This is a genomic window from Streptococcus sp. 3.1, assembly GCF_016648915.1.
Taxonomy (GTDB): Bacteria; Bacillota; Bacilli; order Lactobacillales; family Streptococcaceae; genus Streptococcus; species Streptococcus salivarius_E.
In genome coordinates this window covers 41,901-63,544 of sequence record NZ_JACLQV010000014.1, presented here as the reverse complement: position 1 = coordinate 63,544, position 21,644 = coordinate 41,901, and the positions used below count along the sequence as shown (strand labels likewise).

Annotated in this window: 18 protein-coding genes and 1 pseudogene; 4 read left to right on the top strand and 15 right to left on the bottom strand. The window is 40.0% G+C overall.

The window, feature by feature from the left end:
* Positions 1 to 90: 90 nt before the first annotated feature.
* Together H7U02_RS08580 and H7U02_RS08575 are read right to left on the bottom strand one after the other, a co-directional pair.
* Entirely contained in the window at positions 91 to 1,269 is a 1,179-nt protein-coding gene (locus H7U02_RS08580; protein ID WP_037601828.1) for a sensor histidine kinase, read from the bottom strand.
* A gap of 311 nt (positions 1,270 to 1,580) precedes the next feature.
* Positions 1,581 to 2,318 (bottom strand): LytR/AlgR family response regulator transcription factor, encoded by a 738-nt coding sequence (locus tag H7U02_RS08575; RefSeq protein WP_002891534.1) that lies wholly within the window; start codon positions 2,316 to 2,318, stop codon positions 1,581 to 1,583.
* A gap of 213 nt (positions 2,319 to 2,531) precedes the next feature.
* Here H7U02_RS08575 and H7U02_RS08570 point away from each other — a divergent pair, with 213 nt between their 5' ends.
* Entirely contained in the window at positions 2,532 to 3,854 is a 1,323-nt protein-coding gene (locus tag H7U02_RS08570) for a matrixin family metalloprotease (RefSeq protein ID WP_110981120.1), read from the top strand.
* Positions 3,855 to 4,630: 776 nt separating this feature from the next.
* Entirely contained in the window at positions 4,631 to 5,509 is an 879-nt protein-coding gene (tehB, locus tag H7U02_RS08565) for an SAM-dependent methyltransferase TehB (RefSeq protein ID WP_110981121.1), read from the top strand.
* Positions 5,510 to 5,591: 82 nt separating this feature from the next.
* Here tehB and H7U02_RS08560 read toward each other — a convergent pair whose 3' ends face one another.
* Together H7U02_RS08560 and H7U02_RS08555 are read right to left on the bottom strand one after the other, a co-directional pair.
* Entirely contained in the window at positions 5,592 to 6,344 is a 753-nt protein-coding gene (locus tag H7U02_RS08560; protein WP_073685864.1) for a DUF4767 domain-containing protein, read from the bottom strand.
* A gap of 95 nt (positions 6,345 to 6,439) precedes the next feature.
* Positions 6,440 to 7,033 (bottom strand): annotated as a pseudogene (locus tag H7U02_RS08555) (LLM class flavin-dependent oxidoreductase); the annotation flags it as partial.
* 561 nt (positions 7,034 to 7,594) lie between these two features.
* Here H7U02_RS08555 and H7U02_RS08550 point away from each other — a divergent pair.
* Together H7U02_RS08550 and H7U02_RS08545 are read left to right on the top strand one after the other, a co-directional pair.
* On the top strand, positions 7,595 to 8,422 hold the full coding sequence (locus tag H7U02_RS08550; RefSeq protein WP_110981122.1) for an exodeoxyribonuclease III: 828 nt from the start codon (positions 7,595 to 7,597) through the stop codon (positions 8,420 to 8,422).
* A gap of 74 nt (positions 8,423 to 8,496) precedes the next feature.
* Positions 8,497 to 8,976 carry a QueT transporter family protein gene (locus H7U02_RS08545; protein ID WP_110981123.1) on the top strand — a complete coding sequence of 160 codons (480 nt, stop codon included), beginning with the start codon at positions 8,497 to 8,499 and terminating at the stop codon, positions 8,974 to 8,976.
* 40 nt (positions 8,977 to 9,016) lie between these two features.
* On the opposite strand, the gene H7U02_RS08540 is transcribed toward H7U02_RS08545, so the two are convergent.
* The 11 genes from H7U02_RS08540 to H7U02_RS08490 all read right to left on the bottom strand — a co-directional run bounded on the left by H7U02_RS08540 (position 9,017) and on the right by H7U02_RS08490 (position 21,606).
* The gene (locus tag H7U02_RS08540; protein ID WP_110981124.1) at positions 9,017 to 10,645 is read right to left on the bottom strand and encodes a hypothetical protein; all 1,629 of its coding nucleotides are present in this window, start codon (positions 10,643 to 10,645) and stop codon (positions 9,017 to 9,019) included.
* A gap of 109 nt (positions 10,646 to 10,754) precedes the next feature.
* The gene (locus H7U02_RS08535) at positions 10,755 to 11,741 is read right to left on the bottom strand and encodes a helix-turn-helix transcriptional regulator (RefSeq protein ID WP_110981125.1); all 987 of its coding nucleotides are present in this window, start codon (positions 11,739 to 11,741) and stop codon (positions 10,755 to 10,757) included.
* Between the two features lie 251 nt (positions 11,742 to 11,992).
* Positions 11,993 to 12,463, bottom strand: coding sequence for a hypothetical protein (locus tag H7U02_RS11510; RefSeq protein ID WP_260318468.1), 471 nt, complete (start codon positions 12,461 to 12,463; stop codon positions 11,993 to 11,995).
* A 503-nt stretch (positions 12,464 to 12,966) separates the two neighbouring features.
* Positions 12,967 to 13,980, bottom strand: coding sequence for a diacylglycerol kinase (locus H7U02_RS08525; protein ID WP_110981126.1), 1,014 nt, complete (start codon positions 13,978 to 13,980; stop codon positions 12,967 to 12,969).
* A gap of 9 nt (positions 13,981 to 13,989) precedes the next feature.
* Positions 13,990 to 15,948, bottom strand: a complete 1,959-nt coding sequence (ligA, locus tag H7U02_RS08520) for an NAD-dependent DNA ligase LigA (protein WP_110981127.1) — start codon at positions 15,946 to 15,948, stop codon at positions 13,990 to 13,992.
* Positions 15,949 to 15,998: 50 nt separating this feature from the next.
* On the bottom strand, positions 15,999 to 16,508 hold the full coding sequence (locus tag H7U02_RS08515) for a QueT transporter family protein (RefSeq protein ID WP_004183169.1): 510 nt from the start codon (positions 16,506 to 16,508) through the stop codon (positions 15,999 to 16,001).
* Positions 16,509 to 16,598: 90 nt separating this feature from the next.
* Positions 16,599 to 17,558, bottom strand: a complete 960-nt coding sequence (locus tag H7U02_RS08510) for a YihY/virulence factor BrkB family protein (RefSeq protein ID WP_110981128.1) — start codon at positions 17,556 to 17,558, stop codon at positions 16,599 to 16,601.
* Position 17,559: 1 nt separating this feature from the next.
* Positions 17,560 to 18,420, bottom strand: a complete 861-nt coding sequence (locus tag H7U02_RS08505) for a methionyl aminopeptidase (protein WP_004183173.1) — start codon at positions 18,418 to 18,420, stop codon at positions 17,560 to 17,562.
* Between the two features lie 39 nt (positions 18,421 to 18,459).
* Positions 18,460 to 19,740, bottom strand: coding sequence for a CBS-HotDog domain-containing transcription factor SpxR (gene spxR, locus H7U02_RS08500; protein WP_070577035.1), 1,281 nt, complete (start codon positions 19,738 to 19,740; stop codon positions 18,460 to 18,462).
* On the bottom strand, positions 19,733 to 20,278 hold the full coding sequence (locus tag H7U02_RS08495) for a GNAT family N-acetyltransferase (protein WP_048673823.1): 546 nt from the start codon (positions 20,276 to 20,278) through the stop codon (positions 19,733 to 19,735). Before H7U02_RS08495 ends, spxR begins: the two co-directional genes overlap by 8 nt.
* 65 nt (positions 20,279 to 20,343) lie before the next feature.
* Complete coding sequence (locus tag H7U02_RS08490; protein ID WP_060971749.1) at positions 20,344 to 21,606, bottom strand: UDP-N-acetylglucosamine 1-carboxyvinyltransferase; 1,263 nt, start codon at positions 21,604 to 21,606, stop codon at positions 20,344 to 20,346.
* Positions 21,607 to 21,644: the final 38 nt, after the last annotated feature.

Genomic DNA, 21,644 nt, shown 5'->3' with positions numbered 1-21,644 from the left:
ACATAAAAAAAGAGAAGACCTATCAGGTCCTCTCTAGATGTTAGCTTTTCGTCACCCACTACAGTTGACAAAGAGCCTATTAAATCCCCATTAATCTTCTTTTGGTGTAATAGACAATAATTGGACAAAACGGTGTTGTGCTGATTCCGTTTCAAGCGTGACATTATCGTATCTAAAGAGAATCTCTTCGATATTTGCCAAGCCCAATCCTCGACCTGTTCCTTTTGTTGAAAATCCTCTTTGTTTCAAAGGAGCTACATCAATAGAAGCTTCCTTAGTTGAATTCTCAACAACAATAACGGATTGATTTTCCATCTTAAAGATAGCAATAGATAATTTTGGTTTATCTGCTAATACAGTAGCTTCAATAGCATTATCACAAAGAATTGATATGATTGTAATCAAGTCGAGTGGACGCATATCTGTGAAGAAGACCCCCTCTTCAACCTCCACATGACATTGAATACCTTTATCAAAAGCCTCAGCCACTTTAGATGATAAAAGACTCTTAAGTGGCATATTGGTCACACGAGTTAATTTTGCCAAATCAAACTTTTGCTGCTTCAAATCTGACGCCGAATCTTTCAAGACACTATCATAAATCATCTTGATTTGATCAATGTCTTTCATCTGGATGGCTTCATTAAGCGAAATCATAACATTAGTATAGTCGTGACGGAAACTGCGTAGCGTTTCGTAAAGACTTTCGACCTGCTCAGAATACTTCTCTAAATCATCCAAGTGACGTCGATTTTCTTTTCTACGCTCATTTTCAAAGAATTCATCTGCATATTTATTAACCTTGTAAACAGCATAAAAAATAGCTACAAACCCCACTAAGGTTATCACATGTCCAGCATAGTACAAGGCAAAAAATCGCGAGGCCACGACGACAGAATAGTTCAAAATCACATAGCTAATCAAGATAAAGTTAGTGAAAAACATAATCCGACCAAATTTACGATCTCGCTCTAAGACCCTTAAATATTTAAAATCAATGTTAAGGAGCTTGGATAGAGCGACAAATGTTGGAATAATTAAAAGGTCAAAGAAAATGAAATAAAGATAACTTCTGTTTAGAAAATCCGATGTGATGCCGAACCCTGGCATCAGGAAGTAGGCATAACCATTAAAAATCAACAGATAGAGAACTAGAGGATAGAAGGCATAAAAAGCCAACATATTGGTGGTTCTCTCCTTGCCATAGAAATAGGCATAGAAAAGAAGGTAGAACGGTGTCATAAAGGACAAACCGACATTATATGACATCCCCAGTATTCCCCCTATACATTCAACCAGGAACGCAATAGGAAGGATCATACGTGGTACCTTGACCAAGCTGGTCTTTTCGTAGATCCACTGTATGACAATGAAATGCAAAAGATATTCTAATGCAATTTGCAAATTGAGCATCATTTAATGGTTAGCCACCTCCTTCTAGTCATCTCTAAATATACGGCAAAAAGCCATAACACTATTCTATCACAATTCCTGATAATAGATGAGATAAAATTAAATAATTATCTTGAATTTCAGAAAATTTTCAATAACGATTAGAGAAGAAGGGGAAAATCTAAGACCTAACGATTTTTCAAACGTTCCAAAAGTTCCTTTTTACGTGTCCGCGATAGGAGGCATGACTCGTTTCCCTCAAAGAAGACCATATTAGCTGTACGATCCACACTTGTCACATTATTCACATTGACAACAAAAGAGCGGTGCGTTTGGAAGAAAATATCATCCAATTTTGCTACTTCTGCAATTTTCCCATAGAATTCCACTAGGTTTGACTTGGTATGAGCGATTAACTTATGTGGCACAGGGGCTGTCTCAATGTATAAAATGTCATCATAAGGAATATTAACATCATTTTTATCCGTTTTAACAGTTAGACTCTGTGCCTTGGTTTCTTGCTCAACCTGTGAATAAGCAAAATCTAAAAGTTCTACTAAAGCTCTCTTAAGATCCACATCTTCCATGGATTTATCGACAAAGTCTAGAGCTTGAATCTTATAACGGAAGGTCAAGGGCATAAACTCCGAGTAAGCTGTAACAAAGGCAATTTGTGCTTTCAAGTCTTCCTTACGGATTTCAAGCCCAATATCTAGTCCCTGCTTAGTTTGATTTTTAAGGTCAATATCCAAAAGATAAACCATGGATTTACCCGAACCTCTATCAGCATCTAACAATTCCTGACCCTGTTCATAAAAAGTAATCCCATCAACAACGGCCTTCGACTCCTCAACTGCTTCGTCCAATAAACGACCAACACGATGACGCTGCAAGGCATCATCTTCAAGGACGATAATAGAAAGCATCTTATTTCCCTCTTTCTTTCTAATATACTTTAATATACCTACCTAATATTTTATCATAATTAATTGGATAATATTCCTTTTTTTACAGCATAAAGTCTTTTTATCTCACCTAATTTCATTTATAAAACAATTGTTATCTCATTGTCACTTTATATTCATTTTTAGGTGTTACCATGAGAACTGCTTTTGTTTTAAATTAAAAAGGAGAAAGTTATGTTACATTCTTTTAAAACGCAAGGGACTAAGACAAAGACCTTGTTGACCCTTGCAACTGTCGGTATAATTAGTGCTTTTCTTGTAGGAAGTCCTCAGCATGCCTCTGCGGATCAAACCTATGTTTCAGATCCTAATCAAACTCTGACATTTTCCGAACTTGAAACAGGTACAACTACAAATACCATCGCTCAAACAGGTGTTTCTACTGAAACACCTACTACTGTGACTACTATATCACATACCTCTGTGGATGATCTTCATACACATGAAAATGACTATGAACAAACTCCCACAAACACTCCAACTTTTGAGGAATTGAAACAAAATAGTCAAACAGCTAGCAGTACTGTCGACAGCCAAACTGGAAGCAAAACCTATGAGACTAGAATTCCGACAAATACAGATAGCAATCATAAGGCTGTAGAAAACCAGTCTAAACCAAAGACCGAAACTGTCGCTCAAGCACAAACCTGGTCAAAAGATGGTGCCACATGGGTTTCAACAGAAATTAATAATGGTAATGTTCATAAGATTCTATCTACTTATATTCCAAAACCATTAACACCTTCTACAAAACCAACGACAACAGCTACACCAAAACCTAAACAATCAACTCCTGCTGTTAGTCAACCTAAAAAACCAGCCACAGTTGCTAACAAACCTACTGCACCTACAGTTCAACCTAAGAAACCAACGACTGTTGTAAACAAACCAGCGACTTCTACAACGACACAACCTAAGAAGCCAACAACGACTGTCACTAAACCAACAACTCCTAAAGCCACTCCTATCCAACCTGCTAAACCAGTGGACCGAGTTGCTCAAGTATGGCAAAAGAATAACGAACTCGTAAAAGAGAATTACGATACTCCTCACTGGTCAAGTAAGGAAGCGACAGTTTTCATCAATGCTAAAAATCCTGAAATCGTGAATGCCTACAAACAGGCTATCACTTCTTGGAATAACACTGGTGCCTTCAATTTCTTGCTCACTAACGATAAACAAAAAGCCAACATCATTGCTGATGAACGTTATGAAGGTAATGTGGCAGCTCCTCTTGGAGTTACCTACTCTACTTACTACCTCCCAACTAAGCAATATAGTAATGCTACTGTTTACTTGAACACCTTCCATGTTCAAAACAATTATTACCAAAAGAACGGTGGGAAACTCCTTAACACTGCGCAACACGAATTAGGACACTCAATTGGACTTGAACACAACAGTGCCGTTGCCTCTGTAATGGAACCTAAAGGTGGTAAGACAAGTATCCAACCTGTTGATATTAACAATGTTAAGAAACTCTATAGCAAGATTTAAGTTCTTACACCATCACTACAAATATAAGCAGACCTATCAGGTTCTGCTTTTTTTATACAAGTGAGATGACCATTCAAGACCAGAAAATGACTGTTCATGATTTTTTCTTACATATTTTGAGATTATGTAAAGTTTTCTTCATTTTTTTTGGTAAAATAGAAAGTGTAAAGAGAGACCGGATGAGTTAGAAAACTAAACTTTGTTAGTTTTTGCTCACTATTCTCATAAACAGAATAAAAATAGTCTAGGAACCCTTCTTAACATTTATACCTATCTTCCCCAAACACTTTTCCCCCATTCCTAGATTTCCAGATCTCTCCTAATAAAGAACGTCTAGCAACAGCAGTTAGGCGTTTTTTAGTGTAGTTAAAGCACATAGTCATCGATATTATCCCAGTAGATTTGTAAACACTCAGAAAAATTTTCACAAAATACCATTCAAGACCAGAAAATGACTGTTCATGATTTTTTCTTACACATTTTAAAAATTTGTAAGTTTCCTCTGGTTTTTTTGGTACAATAGATAATGTAAAGAGAGACCTAATGAGTTGTAGATAAGCATTTTATCATTTAAGACTTATTGTTCTCATAAAAATTTTCTAAATAGTCTAGGAACCCTTCTTAACATTTATACCTATCTTCCCCAAACACTTTTCCCCATTCCTAGATTATCAGATCTCTCACAAGAAAAGCGTCTAGCTCACCCGGCCAGGCCTTTTTTCTTTTTCCATACTTTTGCTATAATAGAGCCATACTGTTTGAAAGGAACTCATAAAATGACTATAAATCAGCAACTTCTTTGCTACAAACGTTTACCAAACTGGACAGCTACAACACTTCCAGAAATGGTGACGCAAAAACACAATACTAAGGTAGGAACTTGGGCTAAATTGACCATTCTATCAGGATCTCTCCGCTTCTACGAATTAGATGAACAAGGACAGGTTACTGCAGAGCACCTTTTTACCCCCGAGACAGAGATTCCTTTTGTTGAACCACAAGCTTGGCATCGCATCGCTGCTGCATCAGATGATTTGGAATGCTATCTTTCTTTTTACTGTAAACCTGAAGACTACATGGCTAAAAAGTATGATACTAAAGCCCACTCCGAGGTTCTTGAAGCAGTCCAATCTGGTCATATCAAACCTGGTCGTACCCTTGACCTAGGCTGTGGTCACGGCCGTAACGCTCTTTATTTGGCATCTCTTGGGCATGATGTTACAGCCGTTGATGTTAATAACGAAGCTACACAACGCATCCAAATGATTGCAGATGAGGAAAATTACAATGTTAGAGCTGGCTACTACGATATCAATGCTGCTGCTCTTCCTGAGTCTGAAACCTTTGATTTCATCCTCTCAACAGTCGTCTTTATGTTCCTTGATCCCGATCAAATTCCGGCTATTATCAAGAATATGCAAGAGCGTACTGTTGTCGGTGGCTACAACCTAATTGTTTGTGCCATGGACACAGAGGAGCACCCTTGTACCATGCCTTTCCCATTTACTTTTGAAGAGGGTGAGTTGAAGAACTACTATAAAGACTGGGAGTTAGTCAAGTATAACGAAAATCTTGGTCACCTTCACCGTTTAGATGAGCATGGCAATCCAATCGCCCTTCAATTTGCGACCATGTTAGCCAAGAAGGTTAAATAAGAGCGAATGATTGTAAAAGAACTGATTACAACTTGACTTGTCATCAAATTAAAAACTAGGATTCCAACTGGAATCCTAGTTTTTAATTGTTTACAATATCTGCATATCCCGATTTAAGGTCTGCATTTTCTGTTTCTTTGACATAATAGACACCACCATTAGTAGTTGGTGAGTAGAGGACAAATGGAGTCCCATCTTTTTTTATGGTAAAGAAATAACGGTGAACAGAGACATTTTCCCATCTCTCGTAAACCGAAACAATGGTATACTCCGAATTGCTATTACCATTTGCAGCATAAGTAGCATCCACAGTCTGGTTATGGTCTGACATCCAACGGATAGGCAAAGAAGAAGCCTCATTGGTGATTTCTTTGTATCCAGGCTGATTCATCTGATTGCCCCAAGAAACCATCAAACTAGCAAGTCGACTAGCTTTGTCATTAGTCCAACGTGGATTTTCAGTATAGGCTTCCTTGGCATGGTTAGCGTCAGGTGTATCAATACTTGCACTGCTAGATTCACTCGTCTTCGCATTTTCGATTGATGACGTACTTGACTTGGCATTAGCCTTATCTGTCGATGAGAATATCGAGCTAGCCACTGTGGCAGACGACTTAGTCTGTTTGACGTTCTTCATTGAACTAGAGACTAGAGTCAAGCCAATACCAACGACGATCGCTACTAGAGCCCCCAGAAGAATATAGATATAATTATAATTTTTCGAGATTCCAATAAGGCCAGACTGATAAGCTAACTGTAGTTCATCAGGTTTCGGTTTACGCCCTTGAACTTGCTCAAAACGACTTATCCATTCTGCTTCTGACAGCTTTCGCATAATTTTCCTCTTCTCTTTATCAATTATCTTCCATCCTATCATAGAACAGGGATGCTGACAATAGTAGAGAGAACTTGAGGCTTACCTTCAACCTATTATCCTTTATTTTCAAAATAACGACGAACAATCGGCGCCACTTCTTCACCATAAAGTTTAATAGCCTTTAGAACAGCCTCATGTGGCATAGAACCAATTGGGAGATGAAGCATGAAGCGATTTAGCTGTAAATCTTCAATAATACGAATGATTTTTTGAGCGACGTGAGCGGGGTCCCCAACGAACATGGCTCCGTTTGGTCCAACACTAGCATAGTACTGCTTTTTAGTCATTTCAGACCAATGTGGGCGATCCTTAGCAATGTTATCCACCGTTTGTTTCGTTGGATAAAAATAATTTTCTATCGCTTGGAAATTATTTTCTTCAATCCATCCCCAAGAATGAGCAGCCACCTTAAGTTGTTCATCCGAATAACCATTTCGAGCACCGATTTCCTTATAAACTTCTACTAATTTAGTAAAGGCCTTCGGATTTCCCCCAATTGTAGCATAGGCAATTGGCAAACCTTTTTCCGCAATTTGAATGGTCGACTCAATGTGACCACCTGTCGCTACCCATATCGGCAAATCATCTTGGACTGCTCGTGGATACACAGGGCGATTGTCAACAGACTGAGTATGATTACCTTGCCAAGTTCAATCGTCATAAATCTTTCCTCCAGTGATTCTTTTATTTGTTATGAGAATACATTATAACTAGTTAGTGATAATTACAAATAAAAAAACCTAAGACTCTATTTTCCAAGAAAGGCTAATAGGGTTAGGCAGAAAAGGAGAACTAAAGCACCCATGACCACTAGGAGACTAATCTTATAGCCTAGGGGATTTTTGGGATTTAAACTAGTTCCAACGCCATACCTACGGAGGACAAATAAGGGTTCTGAGGGAGATTGCTTAAGGTTGTAGCCTAAGAGATACCTTAAGTAAAATAAAAAGAAGACACTCATCCCTGGAAAAATGACAAGTGGAAGAATAATTCCCTGTGACCACCAAATCATGATTGTAAGAATGATTTGTATCAACAAGAGAACCCAAAACATGTAATAAATGTATGATTGCTTTTTCATTAATATGTACCTCTCAATCTAAGATTAGTATACTCCTCCTAGCTTCTCTTATCAATCCCATAACTCGCCTGACATCTTATTTTCTGCTACAATAGATAGGAACAATTCAAAGAAGGAAACTGTACACATGAAATTAATTTCTTGGAATATTGATTCCCTAAATGCCGCTCTTACTAGTGACTCTGCTCGCGCTCAACTATCACGCGCAGTTATCCATACCTTGGTCGCTGAAAATGCAGACATCATTGCTATTCAAGAGACAAAACTGTCTGCCAAAGGTCCGACTAAAAAGCATTTGCAAATCTTGGAAGACTATTTCCCTGACTATGACAATACTTGGCGTTCATCTGTTGAACCTGCCCGTAAAGGTTATGCTGGAACCATGTTCTTGTATAAAAAAGAATTGAATCCAGTCATTACCTATCCTGAAATCGGAGCACCTTCAACCATGGACTGTGAAGGGCGTATCATCACTCTCGAATTTGACAATTTCTTTGTGACACAGGTCTACACACCAAACGCTGGTGATGGCCTCAAACGTCTGCTTGAACGTCAAATCTGGGACGAAAAATATGCGGATTACCTAGCTGAATTGGACGCTCAGAAACCAGTTCTTGCGACTGGTGACTATAATGTTGCCCACAAGGAAATCGACTTGGCTAATCCTTCAAGTAATCGTCGTTCACCAGGATTTACTGATGAAGAACGTGCTGGTTTCACTAACCTCCTTGCCAAAGGATTCACAGATACCTACCGTCACCTCAATGGCGACGTTACAGGAGCCTACACTTGGTGGGCTCAACGTAGCAAAACATCTAAAATCAACAATACAGGCTGGAGAATCGACTACTGGTTGACTTCAAATCGTATTGCCGATAAGGCCACAAAGTCAGACATGATTGACTCTGGGGATCGCCAAGACCACACACCTATTGTCTTAGAGATTGATTTATAAAGTATCTCTAGACATAAATCACAAAAAGAGTAGACCTGCTACTCTTTTACTATGCCCAATAATTAAGGAGAAATATGAAAACAAAACTTAACACCACTCAAAAGCTCGTTCTGTCAGCTATAATGATGGCCCTTTACATCGCTATCCTCTTTGTGTCTCAAGCCATTTCATTTGGTGCGGTTCAAATGCGTCTGGCCACTGCTTTATATGGATTAACCTACATCTTCCCATTTTTGGTATTCCCAATTAGTCTGGCTAATGCCATCGCTAACTCTTTTGGCGGATTGGGATTAATTGACGTGGTCGGTGGCTTCTTTGCTAGCTTTTTAACAACCGGTAGCATCTACCTCATCCGTAAAGCTAAGTTATCTAGCTGGTTTATCATTCTTCCAATCCTACTCATTCCTGCCTTAGTGGTTCCAATCTGGCTTAGCGCCTTACTCAAACTTCCTTATTTTGCTCTCGTTATTAATCTCCTCTTAGGACAATTAGTGCCTGCGATTTTGGGAGCAGTCCTGGTACGAGAGCTAGCTAAACGTGGATATAAAGACTAACAAAAACAAAAATATCTCTGCAATGTGCAGAGATATTTTTTTAGTAATGATATGCTTTCTTGTAAGCTTCTCTTGGTGTCAGTTTATCACCAGAGATAAGCAAACGGTAGTCAACATTAGTAGGATCTTTCTGATACTCATCAACCCAATCTTGATTCATTTCGAGGTAAAGATTATAAGTTCCCAACTCAGTCGAAACAGTACCTACCTTGTAAAAATCTTTATAACGCTTTTGGTTATCCGTTTTTTTCAATTTTTCATATCGATAATAGGTTCTGGCAAAGTCAGTGAACTGGTATTCTTTCTTATCTTTTCCAGAGCCAGTTGTAACTTCAATGGTGCCCTTGTTATTTGTTAAATGTAAATCATAATCATAGTCATTGTGACTATTCACTTGGAAGACACCTGAAGTGATATCACTGTCATCAGAGAATGTCTGAATATCAGCGAACTTAGCAGCCTGCCAAGAAGCAGGGACTCCTTCATACTCACCATCGCTTTGCAAGCCTAAAAGTGACCAATAATGACCAAGATAGAAGGTATTAGACTTATCACGATCTGTCACCAGTTCACCAACCATCTTAAGGTTTTCAGCACCTAGACGGTAAGGGTTAGAGAGATAACCAAAGACTGGGAAGAAATAAATGATGACTGTAAAGGTCAAAAGAGTCTTCATATTAATCTTATTGATAGCCCAGAAGAAATAAGCAGCTGAGAACAAGAGAGCGTAAGCTGCACCATAGCTAAACTTATGCGCATGGGCAATCAAAAGCAAAATGAAGAAAATAGGTTGGATAGGACGAATCTTATGATAGATGATAGAGAAAACATCCTCCTTGTCTTCCTCAGATTTGAAAATCAAGGACAAGACAATAGTCAAGAGTACAAAGAAGGCGCCAAACCCGAAACCAACATCATTTGGACGGAAGAAGTAAGCCAAGATGGACATGTCCATTACCAATAGCCAGACAGATGCAAATTTGACCATGTTGTTACCAAATTTTGCAGCTGTTTGACTTGGTGCCTTCAAAGGTACCTCAAAGGCTTGTGCAAGTGCTCTTTCTTTGGCTTGGCGTTCGGCCTCTATTGCCGCTTTCATTTCCTTAGTACGGCGTTCCTTTTGGAACAAATGGGCAACCTTGGTCGGTTCATCTTGTCTCGACTTGGTAATGCTCAAAAAGAGCAAATATTGCATAGCAAAGATGAGAGCTGTGTTCCCACCGTATTCTAGGAAGGAACCATCCCAAATACTAGAAACAACTGCAAAAACGATATAACCTCCAATTGAGATTAAAACCGTCAAAAGCAAATGAATCCAACGATAGCGGTAAGTGTATTTATCAGTTGTATCTCGTCTCAAAAACGTGTCACGTGGGTAAAGATACCAGATAACGAAGATAAGTTCAATGGCCTGAACTGCTGTTAGAAAACCAACATAGTTGAAGCCAAAAACGGCTGCTACCACATTGATGAGATAGGAAATAATAGCCAAAACTCGCAGACTGGTGCGCTTAGACAAGAGTCCAATACTCATCAGGGTGATAGTTGAGAAGGCAGAAAAACCAGCGCCCATCTTATTATCAAAGATAAACACATTGACAAAGGCAAAAATCAAGATTCCTAGAAGAGTTAAGACTTGTTTTTGCATTTCTTTTTTCTTTTCTTTCATATTTTCCCTCCTTATGAAAATGATAACGCTTCCGTATTCCTATTTTAACACAATTATACTATTTTTGTCAGATTTGAAAAGACATTCGGATAATCGAATGCCTTTTTTACTAATTATCCATTGCTTCAATCTTAAGGAAAACAAAATCTCCATCAAAGCGTTGAATATACTTTTGAAAGCCTAATAAACTAAAGGTTTCAATCTCATAACGGACCTGATCAACACCATCACTAGTGCTTTCCTCTAACAGTTTAAGTTTTGGAATATCGGATTCCAAGACATCACGGTAAAGTCCTTTATACTCAAAGATAATTCGAGCCCACTCATTACCAGAAAGCATTGAGAAAGCCTGATAACGCACCTGCTCATCTGTAATAAGACGAGCTTCTTGTTCTGGACTGAGCGTGAAGGCGACGTCATTTTCAGATTTGTGAATGGTTTGGAAACGATCAACACGGAAATAACGGATTTCAGAGAACTGATAATCACAAGTAAAGTTATCATCCAGTTTGTAAGAAATACAGTAGAAATAATGGTTATCAAAAATGACTGAAATTGGAAAAACCTTATATTCCTCCACTTTTTCTCCTGGCTTACGGTAACTAAAAGACAAAGGACGTTGGTCCACAATGGCATCGAAAATGGCAGAAATAGCTGGTAAGAGTGACTTATCTTGATCCTGATAAATCTTAAGTTCTTGATAACTATCTAGTTCTAGCTCAGTCAATCGCTTGATACGTCTGCGCTCCTTGTCGTCTACAGCCCTCTCAACAAAGATGTTGATAATTTCTGCTACTTCATCCTTTCGAAGGGCACGACTCTCTAAAAGAATCTTAGATAGGATAACTGCCTGATTGTATTTAAGGTTACCATAGCCCTGTTCATACTGGGCATGATAAGAACCGTATTTTCTGGAATACTTAACCTTCATATTTGGACGTAACTCAGTCAAATTTTCCTTGAGTTCACTCACGTCCTCTTTAAGTGTACGCTCACTTATGCCAAAGCGAGCTAGGTAGTCCGTTTTTGAAATGTCATTTCCCTTTTCCAATTCGGACATAAAATACAAGAGACGTTTGGTTTTTGATGCTGTCATTATAAAATCCCCCTTTATAATCAAACCCCTTATTACTAAAAAATTGCTGTTTAGTTATTCATTATCATAGATAGTCATCCCTAGTAGCGACGAGCCACAGAATTATAGCTCAAATAATAGTCCTTTTTCTTTTCGTTATACTCAAAAGATAGTCTTAACAATTGTGCTTTCTCAATAGGACTATTCTGATCAGTGTAATCAAGATCAACTGACTTATGTATGATTCCTGATGAATGGACGTTGATACTTCTCTAGGACCTTTTTGCCTGAGAATGTTCCCTCACTACCTCAGACAAGGATGTTACTGGACCCAGATAGTCTTGGTCTTTAGTACGTAAGCTATTTATCTGCTCTTCCGTCCAATTACTGCTATAGTTATCAACCTCAGTGACACCATCAAGTGGATAAGTCGCTGTTCCACCATCATAGACAAAGCGTCCCTTTTCGTCCTTCACAAAAGAGAGATCAATATACTCATTGCCATCTCCACGGTCATATCTCACCTTGAGACCACTAGACTCCATCTCGACATAATTGCCCTTACCATGACTTTTAATAATCGAACGTAAGGTATCAGCCTTGGGTTTCAGATTTTCAAAATCTTCTTCCGTCCAGTTATAAATCGCAGACTCATCTTCGTAGTCTTTGGGATCATCACTATCAGGTTTATCCTCATCAAGATCTGACTGAGACATCTGCTGAATCAACCTGTATTTTTTCATAGCCCCTCGATAGACAGAACCACCTAAAGTGGCAAAGAAGGATAGTCCAATCAAGCCAACCACGATTGCGGTGAGGAGAAATCTACCTAGCTTCTGTCCCATTCTAAAGAGAATGATAACAAGGACAAAACATGCCACAATTACAGCCAGATACACAATTATCGGCTTATACTTCCAAGATAAGAAGACCGAGCCCCAGCTCACACTTAAGAGTATCAGTGGTAGAGCAAGAGTCAAAAAGAAATGCCGCTTCTCAGCTTTTTCCTCCTGAAAAGCAGATTCAAACTCTGGCCCTTTATTACTAAAAGCCGACTCAAAAGCCTGATCACCATTCTTTAGATGATCATCACTTAAATAATGTTCATTCTCTTTATTAAACCTCTACTCCTCTAAATATTCTATATAACAATTTCCCAGTTTTTTCTATTGTAACAAATGAAAGCGTCATTTTCTACAAATATACTTAAAAAGCAACCTATCTTAGGTTGCTTAAAGGTTTAACATTAGTCATTCTCAATTTTTTCAGCTTCTGTACTGAATTTTTGTGCGATGGCTTCAAGAGCTAATTCATCTGTATCTGGAAGAGTGATGGCATCATCAGAAATCTCATCAATATTTGCATAAAATTCAATATGATTCTTCAGATTTTGGAGATGAATTGGTGCATCACCACCGTATTCGCCATCGAGGTTAATCATCATACGATCATCACTTAAAGGCTCAATATACAGCGAGCTCGTTTTGATATAGGAAATTCTCTTATCGTAGATGTGTTTACCACCTTGGAGAATTTGACGAATGAGGTCAACCAATTCAAAGAGGTTAGCTGTCTTAACCATGATTAGAGTAAATTTACCATCATCCAGTTTAGCATCTGGGGCAATCGTTTCAAAGCCACCAACTGAATTGGTCAAGGCAACGAAAATCATGGAAAGACCACCTTCAAAAACATCCTCATCATGCGTAATACGAACAGGAACCTTCTTAACTTGTGGCAACAACTCTGCCCCCTTAACAAGGTAGGCCAAATAACCAAGTACTGTCTTTAAGCGACTAGGTACACTATAGGTTAGTTCCGTAAAGGAACCAGCAGCCGCAATATTGATGAAGTATTTGTCATCATAGGCACGGCCAATATCCATCTGAAGGGTCTGTTTTTTAGCGATAACCTTGGCTGCTTCAACAGGATTTCCTCTTGGAATCTTCAAGGCGCGTGCAAAGTCATTTGTCGTTCCCGTTGGAATAACCGCCATTTGTGGGCGTTTTTTAAGCGGGGCAATCCCAGAAACAACCTCATTGATTGTACCATCACCACCAGCAGCAATAACTAAGTCAAAGCCTGCTTTGGCCGCACGAGTGGCCTCATTTTTTGCTGAGTTCTCATCTGGTGTTGTTTGAAAGGCTGACGCTTCAAAGCCAGCACCTTCCAGAATATCCAAGACCTCGGCAACATTTTTTTTCATAATTTCTTGTCCAGATGTTGGATTATAAATTAAGCGGGCACGTTTTTGTTTCATATTGAACTCCTATAAATCCAGCAACCAAGCCTCATCTTTTACTTCAATTCCTAGGCTTTGTGCTTTTTCCAACTTACTTCCGGCATCACTACCAGCAACTACTAAATCTGTTTTCTTAGAGACAGAACCTGTCACCTTAGCACCCAGAGCTTCTAGTTTTGCCTTTGCTTCACTACGTTTAAGATGTTCCAATTTTCCTGTCAAAACAACTGTCTTACCAGATAAGATAGCATCATCTGCCACCTTTTGTCCAAGATAGGACAAATTAACGCCATAGGATTCCAGTTCTTTCATAAGAACTTGGGCCTCCTCCTTAGCAAAATAGCGCTGGATGGACTTGGCAATAACCTCTCCTAAACCATCTACAGTAGCAATAGCCTCGACATCTGCACTGGCTAACTCTTGTATACTGCCAAAAGCTTCTAGCAACTGCTTACTAACTTTGGCGCCAACATGACGAATACCCAAGCCATAGAGCAATTTCTCTGCAGAATTTTCTTTTGATGCTTGAATGGCTGCGTAAAGTTTTTCAGCCGACTTTTCTTTGAAACCTTCCAATTGAAGGAAATCCTGACTGTTCAAGCCATAGATATCAGCCACATCTTTAACCAATTCAGCTTTAAAGAGCTTTTCAACCACTGAAGGTCCCATACCTGCGATGTTCATGGCATCTCGAGAGGCAAAATGAATCAGGCCTTCCTTGATCTGAGCAGGGCAAGAAGGATTGATACAACGTAGGGCAACTTCATCTTCAAAATGTAAAAGACCACTGCCACAAGATGGACATTGAGTCGGTACTTCCATCGGCTCCTGTGTCGTACGCTTACTCTCTACTACACGAAGTACAGCAGGGATAATATCACCAGCTTTGTAGACAATTACGGTATCACCGATACGAATGTCTTTTTCGGCAATGTAATCTACATTATGAAGGGTGGCCCGACTAACCGTTGTCCCCGCTAATTGCACTGGAGTCAAATTAGCAGTCGGCGTTACTACACCCGTACGACCTACCTGCCAGTCCACTGAGAGAAGCTCTGCTTCCTTTTCCTCAGCCGGGAATTTATAAGCAATGGCCCAACGTGGCGCCTTAACTGTAAAACCGAGTTCTTCTTGCATGGCCAAACTATTGACTTTGATGACAACACCATCAATGTCATAGGCCAAGTGATCACGATCTTCTCCAACAGCTTGAATAAAGTCCCAAATCTCATCCATCGATGATGTGACAATGCGTCGTGGATTAACAGAGAAACCGAGTTCTGCCACTTCATTTAAGACATCATTTTGTGTTAGACGCTCCGTTGGACTAGCTTCCTGATAAAGGAAAGTCGCCAAACGACGCTCTGCAACCACTTTGGTATCTAATTGACGAAGAGTTCCTGCTGCAGCATTACGTGGATTGGCAAATTCGGCCTCACCATTTTCCTGGCGTTGGATGTTGATGCGTTCAAACTCAGCCCGTGGCAAGTAACACTCCCCACGCACCGTAATATTAAGAGGTTGGTCCAACTTCAAAGGAATATCTGAGATACGCTTGACATTTTCAGTGATATTCTCACCTACAAAACCATCACCACGTGTCGCACCTACCTGAAGAATACCATCCACATAGGTCAACGAGATAGAAAGCCCATCGATTTTGAGTTCAGCCATATAATCAGCATTAGGAAATTCGTCCTTAACCCTCTTATCAAAGGCATCTAGCTCTTCTCGTGAAAAAGCATCCTGCAAACTATAAAGCGGATACTCATGTTGATATTTTTCAAAACCATCAAGTACCAGCCCTCCCACACGATGTGTTGGACTATCTGCTTGAACAAGTTCTGGATGTTCAGCCTCCAAAGCTACAAGCTCACGATAAAGCTTATCATACTCGGCATCTGACACTGATGGATTATCTTCCGTATAATACTCTTTTGCATACTGGTTAAGTTTAACAACCAGCTCTTTCATTCGTTTTTCCATAGGAACATTTTAACATAAAAGCAGAAAAAAACGCCTTTACAGACGTTAATTTAGGAAACAAAATCAATAACTTTGGCCAATTTCTTAATAAGAATTGCACCAACTAAGAGAGAAGCCAGTTCTCCCATAGCAACAGTGAACCAAGTTGCCCAAAATGGTGCCTGAGTAACCAAGGTCAACTCAGCCGCAATTGTCACCATGAAGAATGAGAAGTAAAAGGCAAAGTAAACATGAGCCTTGTCAAAAAGTCCACCTAAAATATCTTGGTTCTTAAATCGGTCGAAGAAATAAACACCTGAACCGACAAAGACCAGTGTCGAGAGACTTCCGACAACCACATCAATCATGTTAAAGCTAAAGAAATTAGCAATTACACAGCCCAAAGTCACGGCAATGATATACTTGCGATTATAAAATCCTAAAAGATTGAACATTTCTGCAATTCGGAACTGGTAGGGACCATACGAAATTAAGTTAAAAGGTGGCACAACAGTCAAGACTACATAAAGAGCTGCCACAATAGCAATATGTGTTAAATCACGAACAGTTTGTTTTTTCATTTTTCCTCCATAATCATTATCTTTTTATTATCTACAAAGGATAATATTCCCGTCAAAAGAGCCTGGATCTCACCAAGCTCTCTTTATCATCTAGGAATCATCCTCATCTTTTTTGTGTTTTTTGCTGTCACTACCATCTCCAGAAAAGCTCTGAATAATAGTAATCACATCTCCTCTTCTACTTTTCAGTTCACCTTGTCTAAGCTCTTGATAGGTCGCATTAAAGACGGCCCCCAAAATCAAAATCCTGGCCAAGAAGATGAACCAAAGCATGAAGACGAAAATCATAATGGATCCAAATAACTTGATATCAACTAATCGACTCAAGGTACGAATCACATAAGTTCCAAACAAGTTGCTTAAATAGCCAATCACTAAAGTCGTAAAGATAGTCCCTGGCATAACATAGCGGATTTTTCGAATCTTCACATTCGGAAGCACAAAATAAAGCACCATCATTCCCAGAAAGACAACTGCAATACTCAGAGGCTGGATACTATTTAAAATAAACTGAGTCATCTTGGAACCAATAGGATAGGTCTGTGTAATAACTCTAAGGACCGACTGAATAATCGTAGACAGCATTAGTGCAAAGGTGAGCAGGAACAAGATGACCAGACTCATGAAACCACCAACAATGTGACTAATAAAGACATCACGGTGTTCTGAAGCACCATATACCTTGTTAATCGCCTTTTGAAGAGAAGACAAGGACTTAATCATTGTCCAGAATCCCGTCAAAGAGGCAACTCCCAACAACTGTCCAGAAGGTGTCGAGAAGATATCCTGAACAACGTTGGCTGCAGGTGCATAAAACTGCTTAGGAAGGTGCTCATTCATAAACTTCAAGAGATCAGTCGTATCAATATTCAGATAGGGAAAGACATTTGCCGCAATGACAATAAGCGGAAAAACCGTCAAAATGAGGTAGTAAGCCACTGCGATAGTTGAAATATCTATCTCTGCACTACGATAATGCCTAAGATAAACCTGCAAAGGGCGCCATTGGAGTTTATCCAATAGACGGGACATTAAGCCTTGTCGTTTCATATTAGTAAGTTCTTTCTTCGCCTTGAGAAGTCAAAATTACTGGACCATCCTTAGTGATAACAAATTGGTGCTCATATTGACAAGAAAGTCCACCGTCAAGAGTTTTGTGAGCCCAACCCGTTTCAAGGTCAGTATCGATTTCCCAAGTACCAGTGTTAATCATCGGCTCGATAGTCAAAACCATTCCTTCTTTGAGACGGAGACCTCGTCCAGCCACCCCATAGTTTGGCACCATTGGTTCTTCGTGCATTGTTGGCCCAACTCCGTGTCCAACCAAATCACGAACAACACCGTAACCACGACTTTCAGCGTATTCTTGGATAGCTGCACCGATATCACCGATACGGTTACCGACTACCGCTTGTTCAATGCCAAGGTACATAGCCTCACGTGTTACTTCCATAAGTTTTTTGACTTCGTCAGATGGCGTTCCAATCGCATAAGCCCAACATGAGTCAGCCAAACCGCCAGAATATGATTCCGTGTATTTTTTAACCTGAGCAACATTGTCAAAATCCAATTTTGACACATCAAGGACTGACTTATCGATAGGTTCTGACAAGACCATATCAACCTTCAAGAGGTCACCATCTTTCAAAATATAGTGACGTGGAAAGGCATGTGCCACTTCGTCATTAAGGCCACAGCATGTCGCATAAGGGTAATCCATAATGCTTCCCTCAACCCCAATCTGAAGGGGAAGGACATTCTCTTCTTTACAACGACGACGCACATACTCTTCCACTTCCCACATGTCTACTCCTGGTTTCAAGAGGTCACGTAGACCAATATGAATACTAGCAAGAAAATCCCCTGCCCTATCCATTGCTTCAATTTCACGTGCTGATTTTAATGTAATCATTGTTTTCTCCGTTTTCTTTATATCTTTTATTTTTAGTTACTAAGTTTTCTTAACCACAACGACTGATTTGCAGACGGTATGATTTCCGTGTGTAACCATAAGGTCCAGATGGGCTCTACGTCTGGTTTCAGCGATAATACTTGGTGTAATCGTCACCTTATCATCGATCTGAGCTGCCTGAAGAAAGTAAAACATCATCTCTTCAATCACAAGACCATTTTGTTCCTGCTTTTCCATGATACGATAGACAACCTCTTTAACCATCTCTGCAAGAACACCCTGAGTGAGGTTTCCAGAATTGTCAATCATAGTGGGCTCGACCTCAAAGCTGAAAGCATGCTTGTCCTGGTTTAGGTTAGCTATCATTTGATCGCTAAAGGTGTGCAAGTTGCCACGATTATTGTCCTGAAGTTCTTCCAAAACCTGACGACGGGTGATAACACCTAGATAGTGTTTTTCTTCATCCACAACAGGAATGATATCAAAGTCCTCAAAAATCATCTTTTGGGCCACAGTTGCCAGACTAGTCTCAAGTCGTGTCACCGTCGGCTTGGTCATTATTGCCTTGAGCATGGTCGTCGGTTGCTGATTAGACACATCTCGCATGGTCACAATCCCAATCACCTTGTCAGCCTCAGACAGAATAGGAAAACGCACCAAGTTCGTCCGTTTCACCAAATTCTGAAAATCCCTGACTGTCATTTCTGGAGTCATGTAGTTGTAGTCTTCTCGTCTGGTATAGACTTGAGCTACAGTCTTGATGTCTGTTTTGATACGGACATTCGAAAGTGCCTGGTTAATCATGGTTGCCACGGTAAAAGTATCGTAAGTTGTTACCATGACTGGAAATTGCTTCAAACGTGAAAGCTCTTTAACCCTATCGGAAACCTGAAAGCCCCCCGTCACTAGAATAGCATTATTGTGTTCTAGGGCAAGCAATTGAATATCCTCACGGTCCCCAACAATAAGAAGATCTCCTTTGGTTAGATAACGGGTGATATTCTCAATAGTCATGGCTCCGATATAGAACTTACTGAAGACACGTTCCAGACCTTCATGACCAGAGATAACCTCAGACTCTGTAATCTCCGCAATCTCCGCAAAGGTCAGCTTATCAAGGCGAACCTGGACTTTCTTTTCAATTCGAACCGTCCCACTCCGAGGACGTGTCTCAACCAACCCTCGATTTTCAGCTTCTTTAATTGCTCGATAGGCGGTTCCATCAGAAACCTGTAAGTGATTCGAAATACTACGGACACTAACACGCTTACCGATAGGTAAGGCCTCTAGATAATCTAGAATTTCTTGATGTTTACTCACAGTTCTCCTCCTTCTCAAAGCGGAGATAATCACGCATGGTACGGGTGTATCGGTCTGCTCCCTTAAAGCGGGACACAAGTTTAAAGCCAGACTTCTCTGCTACACGAATCGATGCCTTATTTTCCAAGTGGGCAATAAGAATAATACGATCCATTCCCATAGCTGTTAAAGCCAAATTTGACAGACAAGTAACTGCCTCTGTCATTAAGCCTCTACCCCAGTATGAGGCATTCAAAAAATAGCCAAGCTCTGCAGTCCGTTTCTGGACATCTATCTTTTCAAAACGAACGACGCCAATCATCTTTTCTAACTCTTTATCTACAATAGCCCATACACCTAGAGGCTCCTTCATGAAGTAATGAACCAAAAGGCAATCCGTTTCATGCTGTGTTTGAGTGGCAGGAAAGAAAAATTGTAGATTCTTAGGATTTGATACAATTTCGTGTAAATCAAAACGATCCAAAAAGATGAGTGGTCTAAAAGAAAGGCGCTCCGACTCAAAGAAGGCAAAAGCACCCAGACTAGTCCAAATATCCATGATAGTATTATAACACAGTTTTAGAAATGGAAAAAGGCTCAACCACTAGGGGTTGAACCTTAGACTTAATCTTCAATCAAACGAATATCTGCACCAAGGTCAGAAAGTTTCTCAATGATATTTGAATACCCACGAAGGATAAACTCAATATTGGTAATTTCAGTTTGACCTTCTGCCATAAGACCTGCCGTAACAAGCGCAGCACCTGCACGCAAATCACTGGCTTTTACTGGCGCACCTGAGAGTTGCGTTGGACCATTGTAAACAATTTGTCCACCGAGTACCTGAATATCAGCACCCATACGAGCCAATTCAGGAACGTGGTTCACACGCTTCTCATAAATCGTATCAATAATTTTTCCTCGACCACTTGCTTTCAACAACAATGGTGTCATCGGTTGTTGTAAGTCCGTCGCAAAACCTGGATAAGGTGATGTCTTAATATCAACAGGTTTTAAATCACCTTGCTCTTCAACAAAGATGGCATCTTCTTCAACTGTCATACGAACACCCATTGCTTCAAGTTTAGCGATAAAACTTTCAAGGTGTTCATAAAGAACATTTTTAACCTTAATTCCCTTACCGATAGCCGCGGCCATAGCAATGTAGGAACCCGCTTCAATACGGTCTGGAATAACCTGATGACGAGTGCCATGTAAGCTCTCTACACCTTCAATCGTGATGACTTCTGTACCAGCGCCACGAACACGTGCGCCCATATTGTTAAGAAGAGTTGCTACATCAATAATCTCAGGTTCACGCGCCGCATTCTCAATGACCGTACGACCGTCAGCCTTAGCCGCTGCCAACATGGTATTAATCGTCGCTCCAACACTGACCGTATCCATGTAGATATGAGCACCCTTAATGCGTTGACCAGCATCAGTCGCAATACGCATAGATTCGTCTTCATAGGAAATGCTAGCACCCATCGCTTCAAAAGCCTTAAGGTGAAGGTCAATAGGACGTGGTCCCAAATCACAACCACCAGGCAAACCTACGGTTGCTTGACCGTAACGTCCAAGCAAGCTACCGTAGAAATAGTAAGAAGCACGAAGACTGTTAATCTTACCAAATGGCATTGGCATATCCTTAACGCCTCGTGGGTCAATTTCGAGTGTTTCTCCATCACGCTTAACAGAACCACCCATTACTTCTATAATTTCAATTAGGTTATCGACGTCGCTGATTGCTGGTACCCCGTCAAGGGTAACCACTCCATCAGATAAAATGATGGCTGGAATCAATGCAACAACTGAGTTTTTAGCCCCTGATACTGTAACTTCTCCCTGAAGTTTCTTACCACCATTGATGATAATTTTACGCATACTGTTCAATCTTTCTTATACTGGAATATTAGCTTTTA

Excerpts from the sequence above, each read along its gene's own strand:
- H7U02_RS08580 (WP_037601828.1), bottom strand. The coding sequence starts at position 1,269 with ATGTCATATAATGTCGGTTTGTCCTTTATGACACCGTTCTACCTTCTT.
- H7U02_RS08575 (WP_002891534.1), bottom strand. The coding sequence starts at position 2,318 with ATGCTTTCTATTATCGTCCTTGAAGATGATGCCTTGCAGCGTCATCGT.
- H7U02_RS08570 (WP_110981120.1), top strand. The coding sequence starts at position 2,532 with ATGTTACATTCTTTTAAAACGCAAGGGACTAAGACAAAGACCTTGTTG.
- tehB (WP_110981121.1), top strand. The coding sequence starts at position 4,631 with ATGACTATAAATCAGCAACTTCTTTGCTACAAACGTTTACCAAACTGG.
- H7U02_RS08560 (WP_073685864.1), bottom strand. The coding sequence starts at position 6,344 with ATGCGAAAGCTGTCAGAAGCAGAATGGATAAGTCGTTTTGAGCAAGTT.
- H7U02_RS08550 (WP_110981122.1), top strand. The coding sequence starts at position 7,595 with ATGAAATTAATTTCTTGGAATATTGATTCCCTAAATGCCGCTCTTACT.
- H7U02_RS08545 (WP_110981123.1), top strand. The coding sequence starts at position 8,497 with ATGAAAACAAAACTTAACACCACTCAAAAGCTCGTTCTGTCAGCTATA.
- H7U02_RS08540 (WP_110981124.1), bottom strand. The coding sequence starts at position 10,645 with ATGAAAGAAAAGAAAAAAGAAATGCAAAAACAAGTCTTAACTCTTCTA.
- H7U02_RS08535 (WP_110981125.1), bottom strand. The coding sequence starts at position 11,741 with ATGACAGCATCAAAAACCAAACGTCTCTTGTATTTTATGTCCGAATTG.
- H7U02_RS11510 (WP_260318468.1), bottom strand. The coding sequence starts at position 12,463 with ATGAAAAAATACAGGTTGATTCAGCAGATGTCTCAGTCAGATCTTGAT.
- H7U02_RS08525 (WP_110981126.1), bottom strand. The coding sequence starts at position 13,980 with ATGAAACAAAAACGTGCCCGCTTAATTTATAATCCAACATCTGGACAA.
- ligA (WP_110981127.1), bottom strand. The coding sequence starts at position 15,948 with ATGGAAAAACGAATGAAAGAGCTGGTTGTTAAACTTAACCAGTATGCA.
- H7U02_RS08515 (WP_004183169.1), bottom strand. The coding sequence starts at position 16,508 with ATGAAAAAACAAACTGTTCGTGATTTAACACATATTGCTATTGTGGCA.
- H7U02_RS08510 (WP_110981128.1), bottom strand. The coding sequence starts at position 17,558 with ATGAAACGACAAGGCTTAATGTCCCGTCTATTGGATAAACTCCAATGG.
- H7U02_RS08505 (WP_004183173.1), bottom strand. The coding sequence starts at position 18,420 with ATGATTACATTAAAATCAGCACGTGAAATTGAAGCAATGGATAGGGCA.
- H7U02_RS08495 (WP_048673823.1), bottom strand. The coding sequence starts at position 20,278 with ATGGATATTTGGACTAGTCTGGGTGCTTTTGCCTTCTTTGAGTCGGAG.
- H7U02_RS08490 (WP_060971749.1), bottom strand. The coding sequence starts at position 21,606 with ATGCGTAAAATTATCATCAATGGTGGTAAGAAACTTCAGGGAGAAGTT.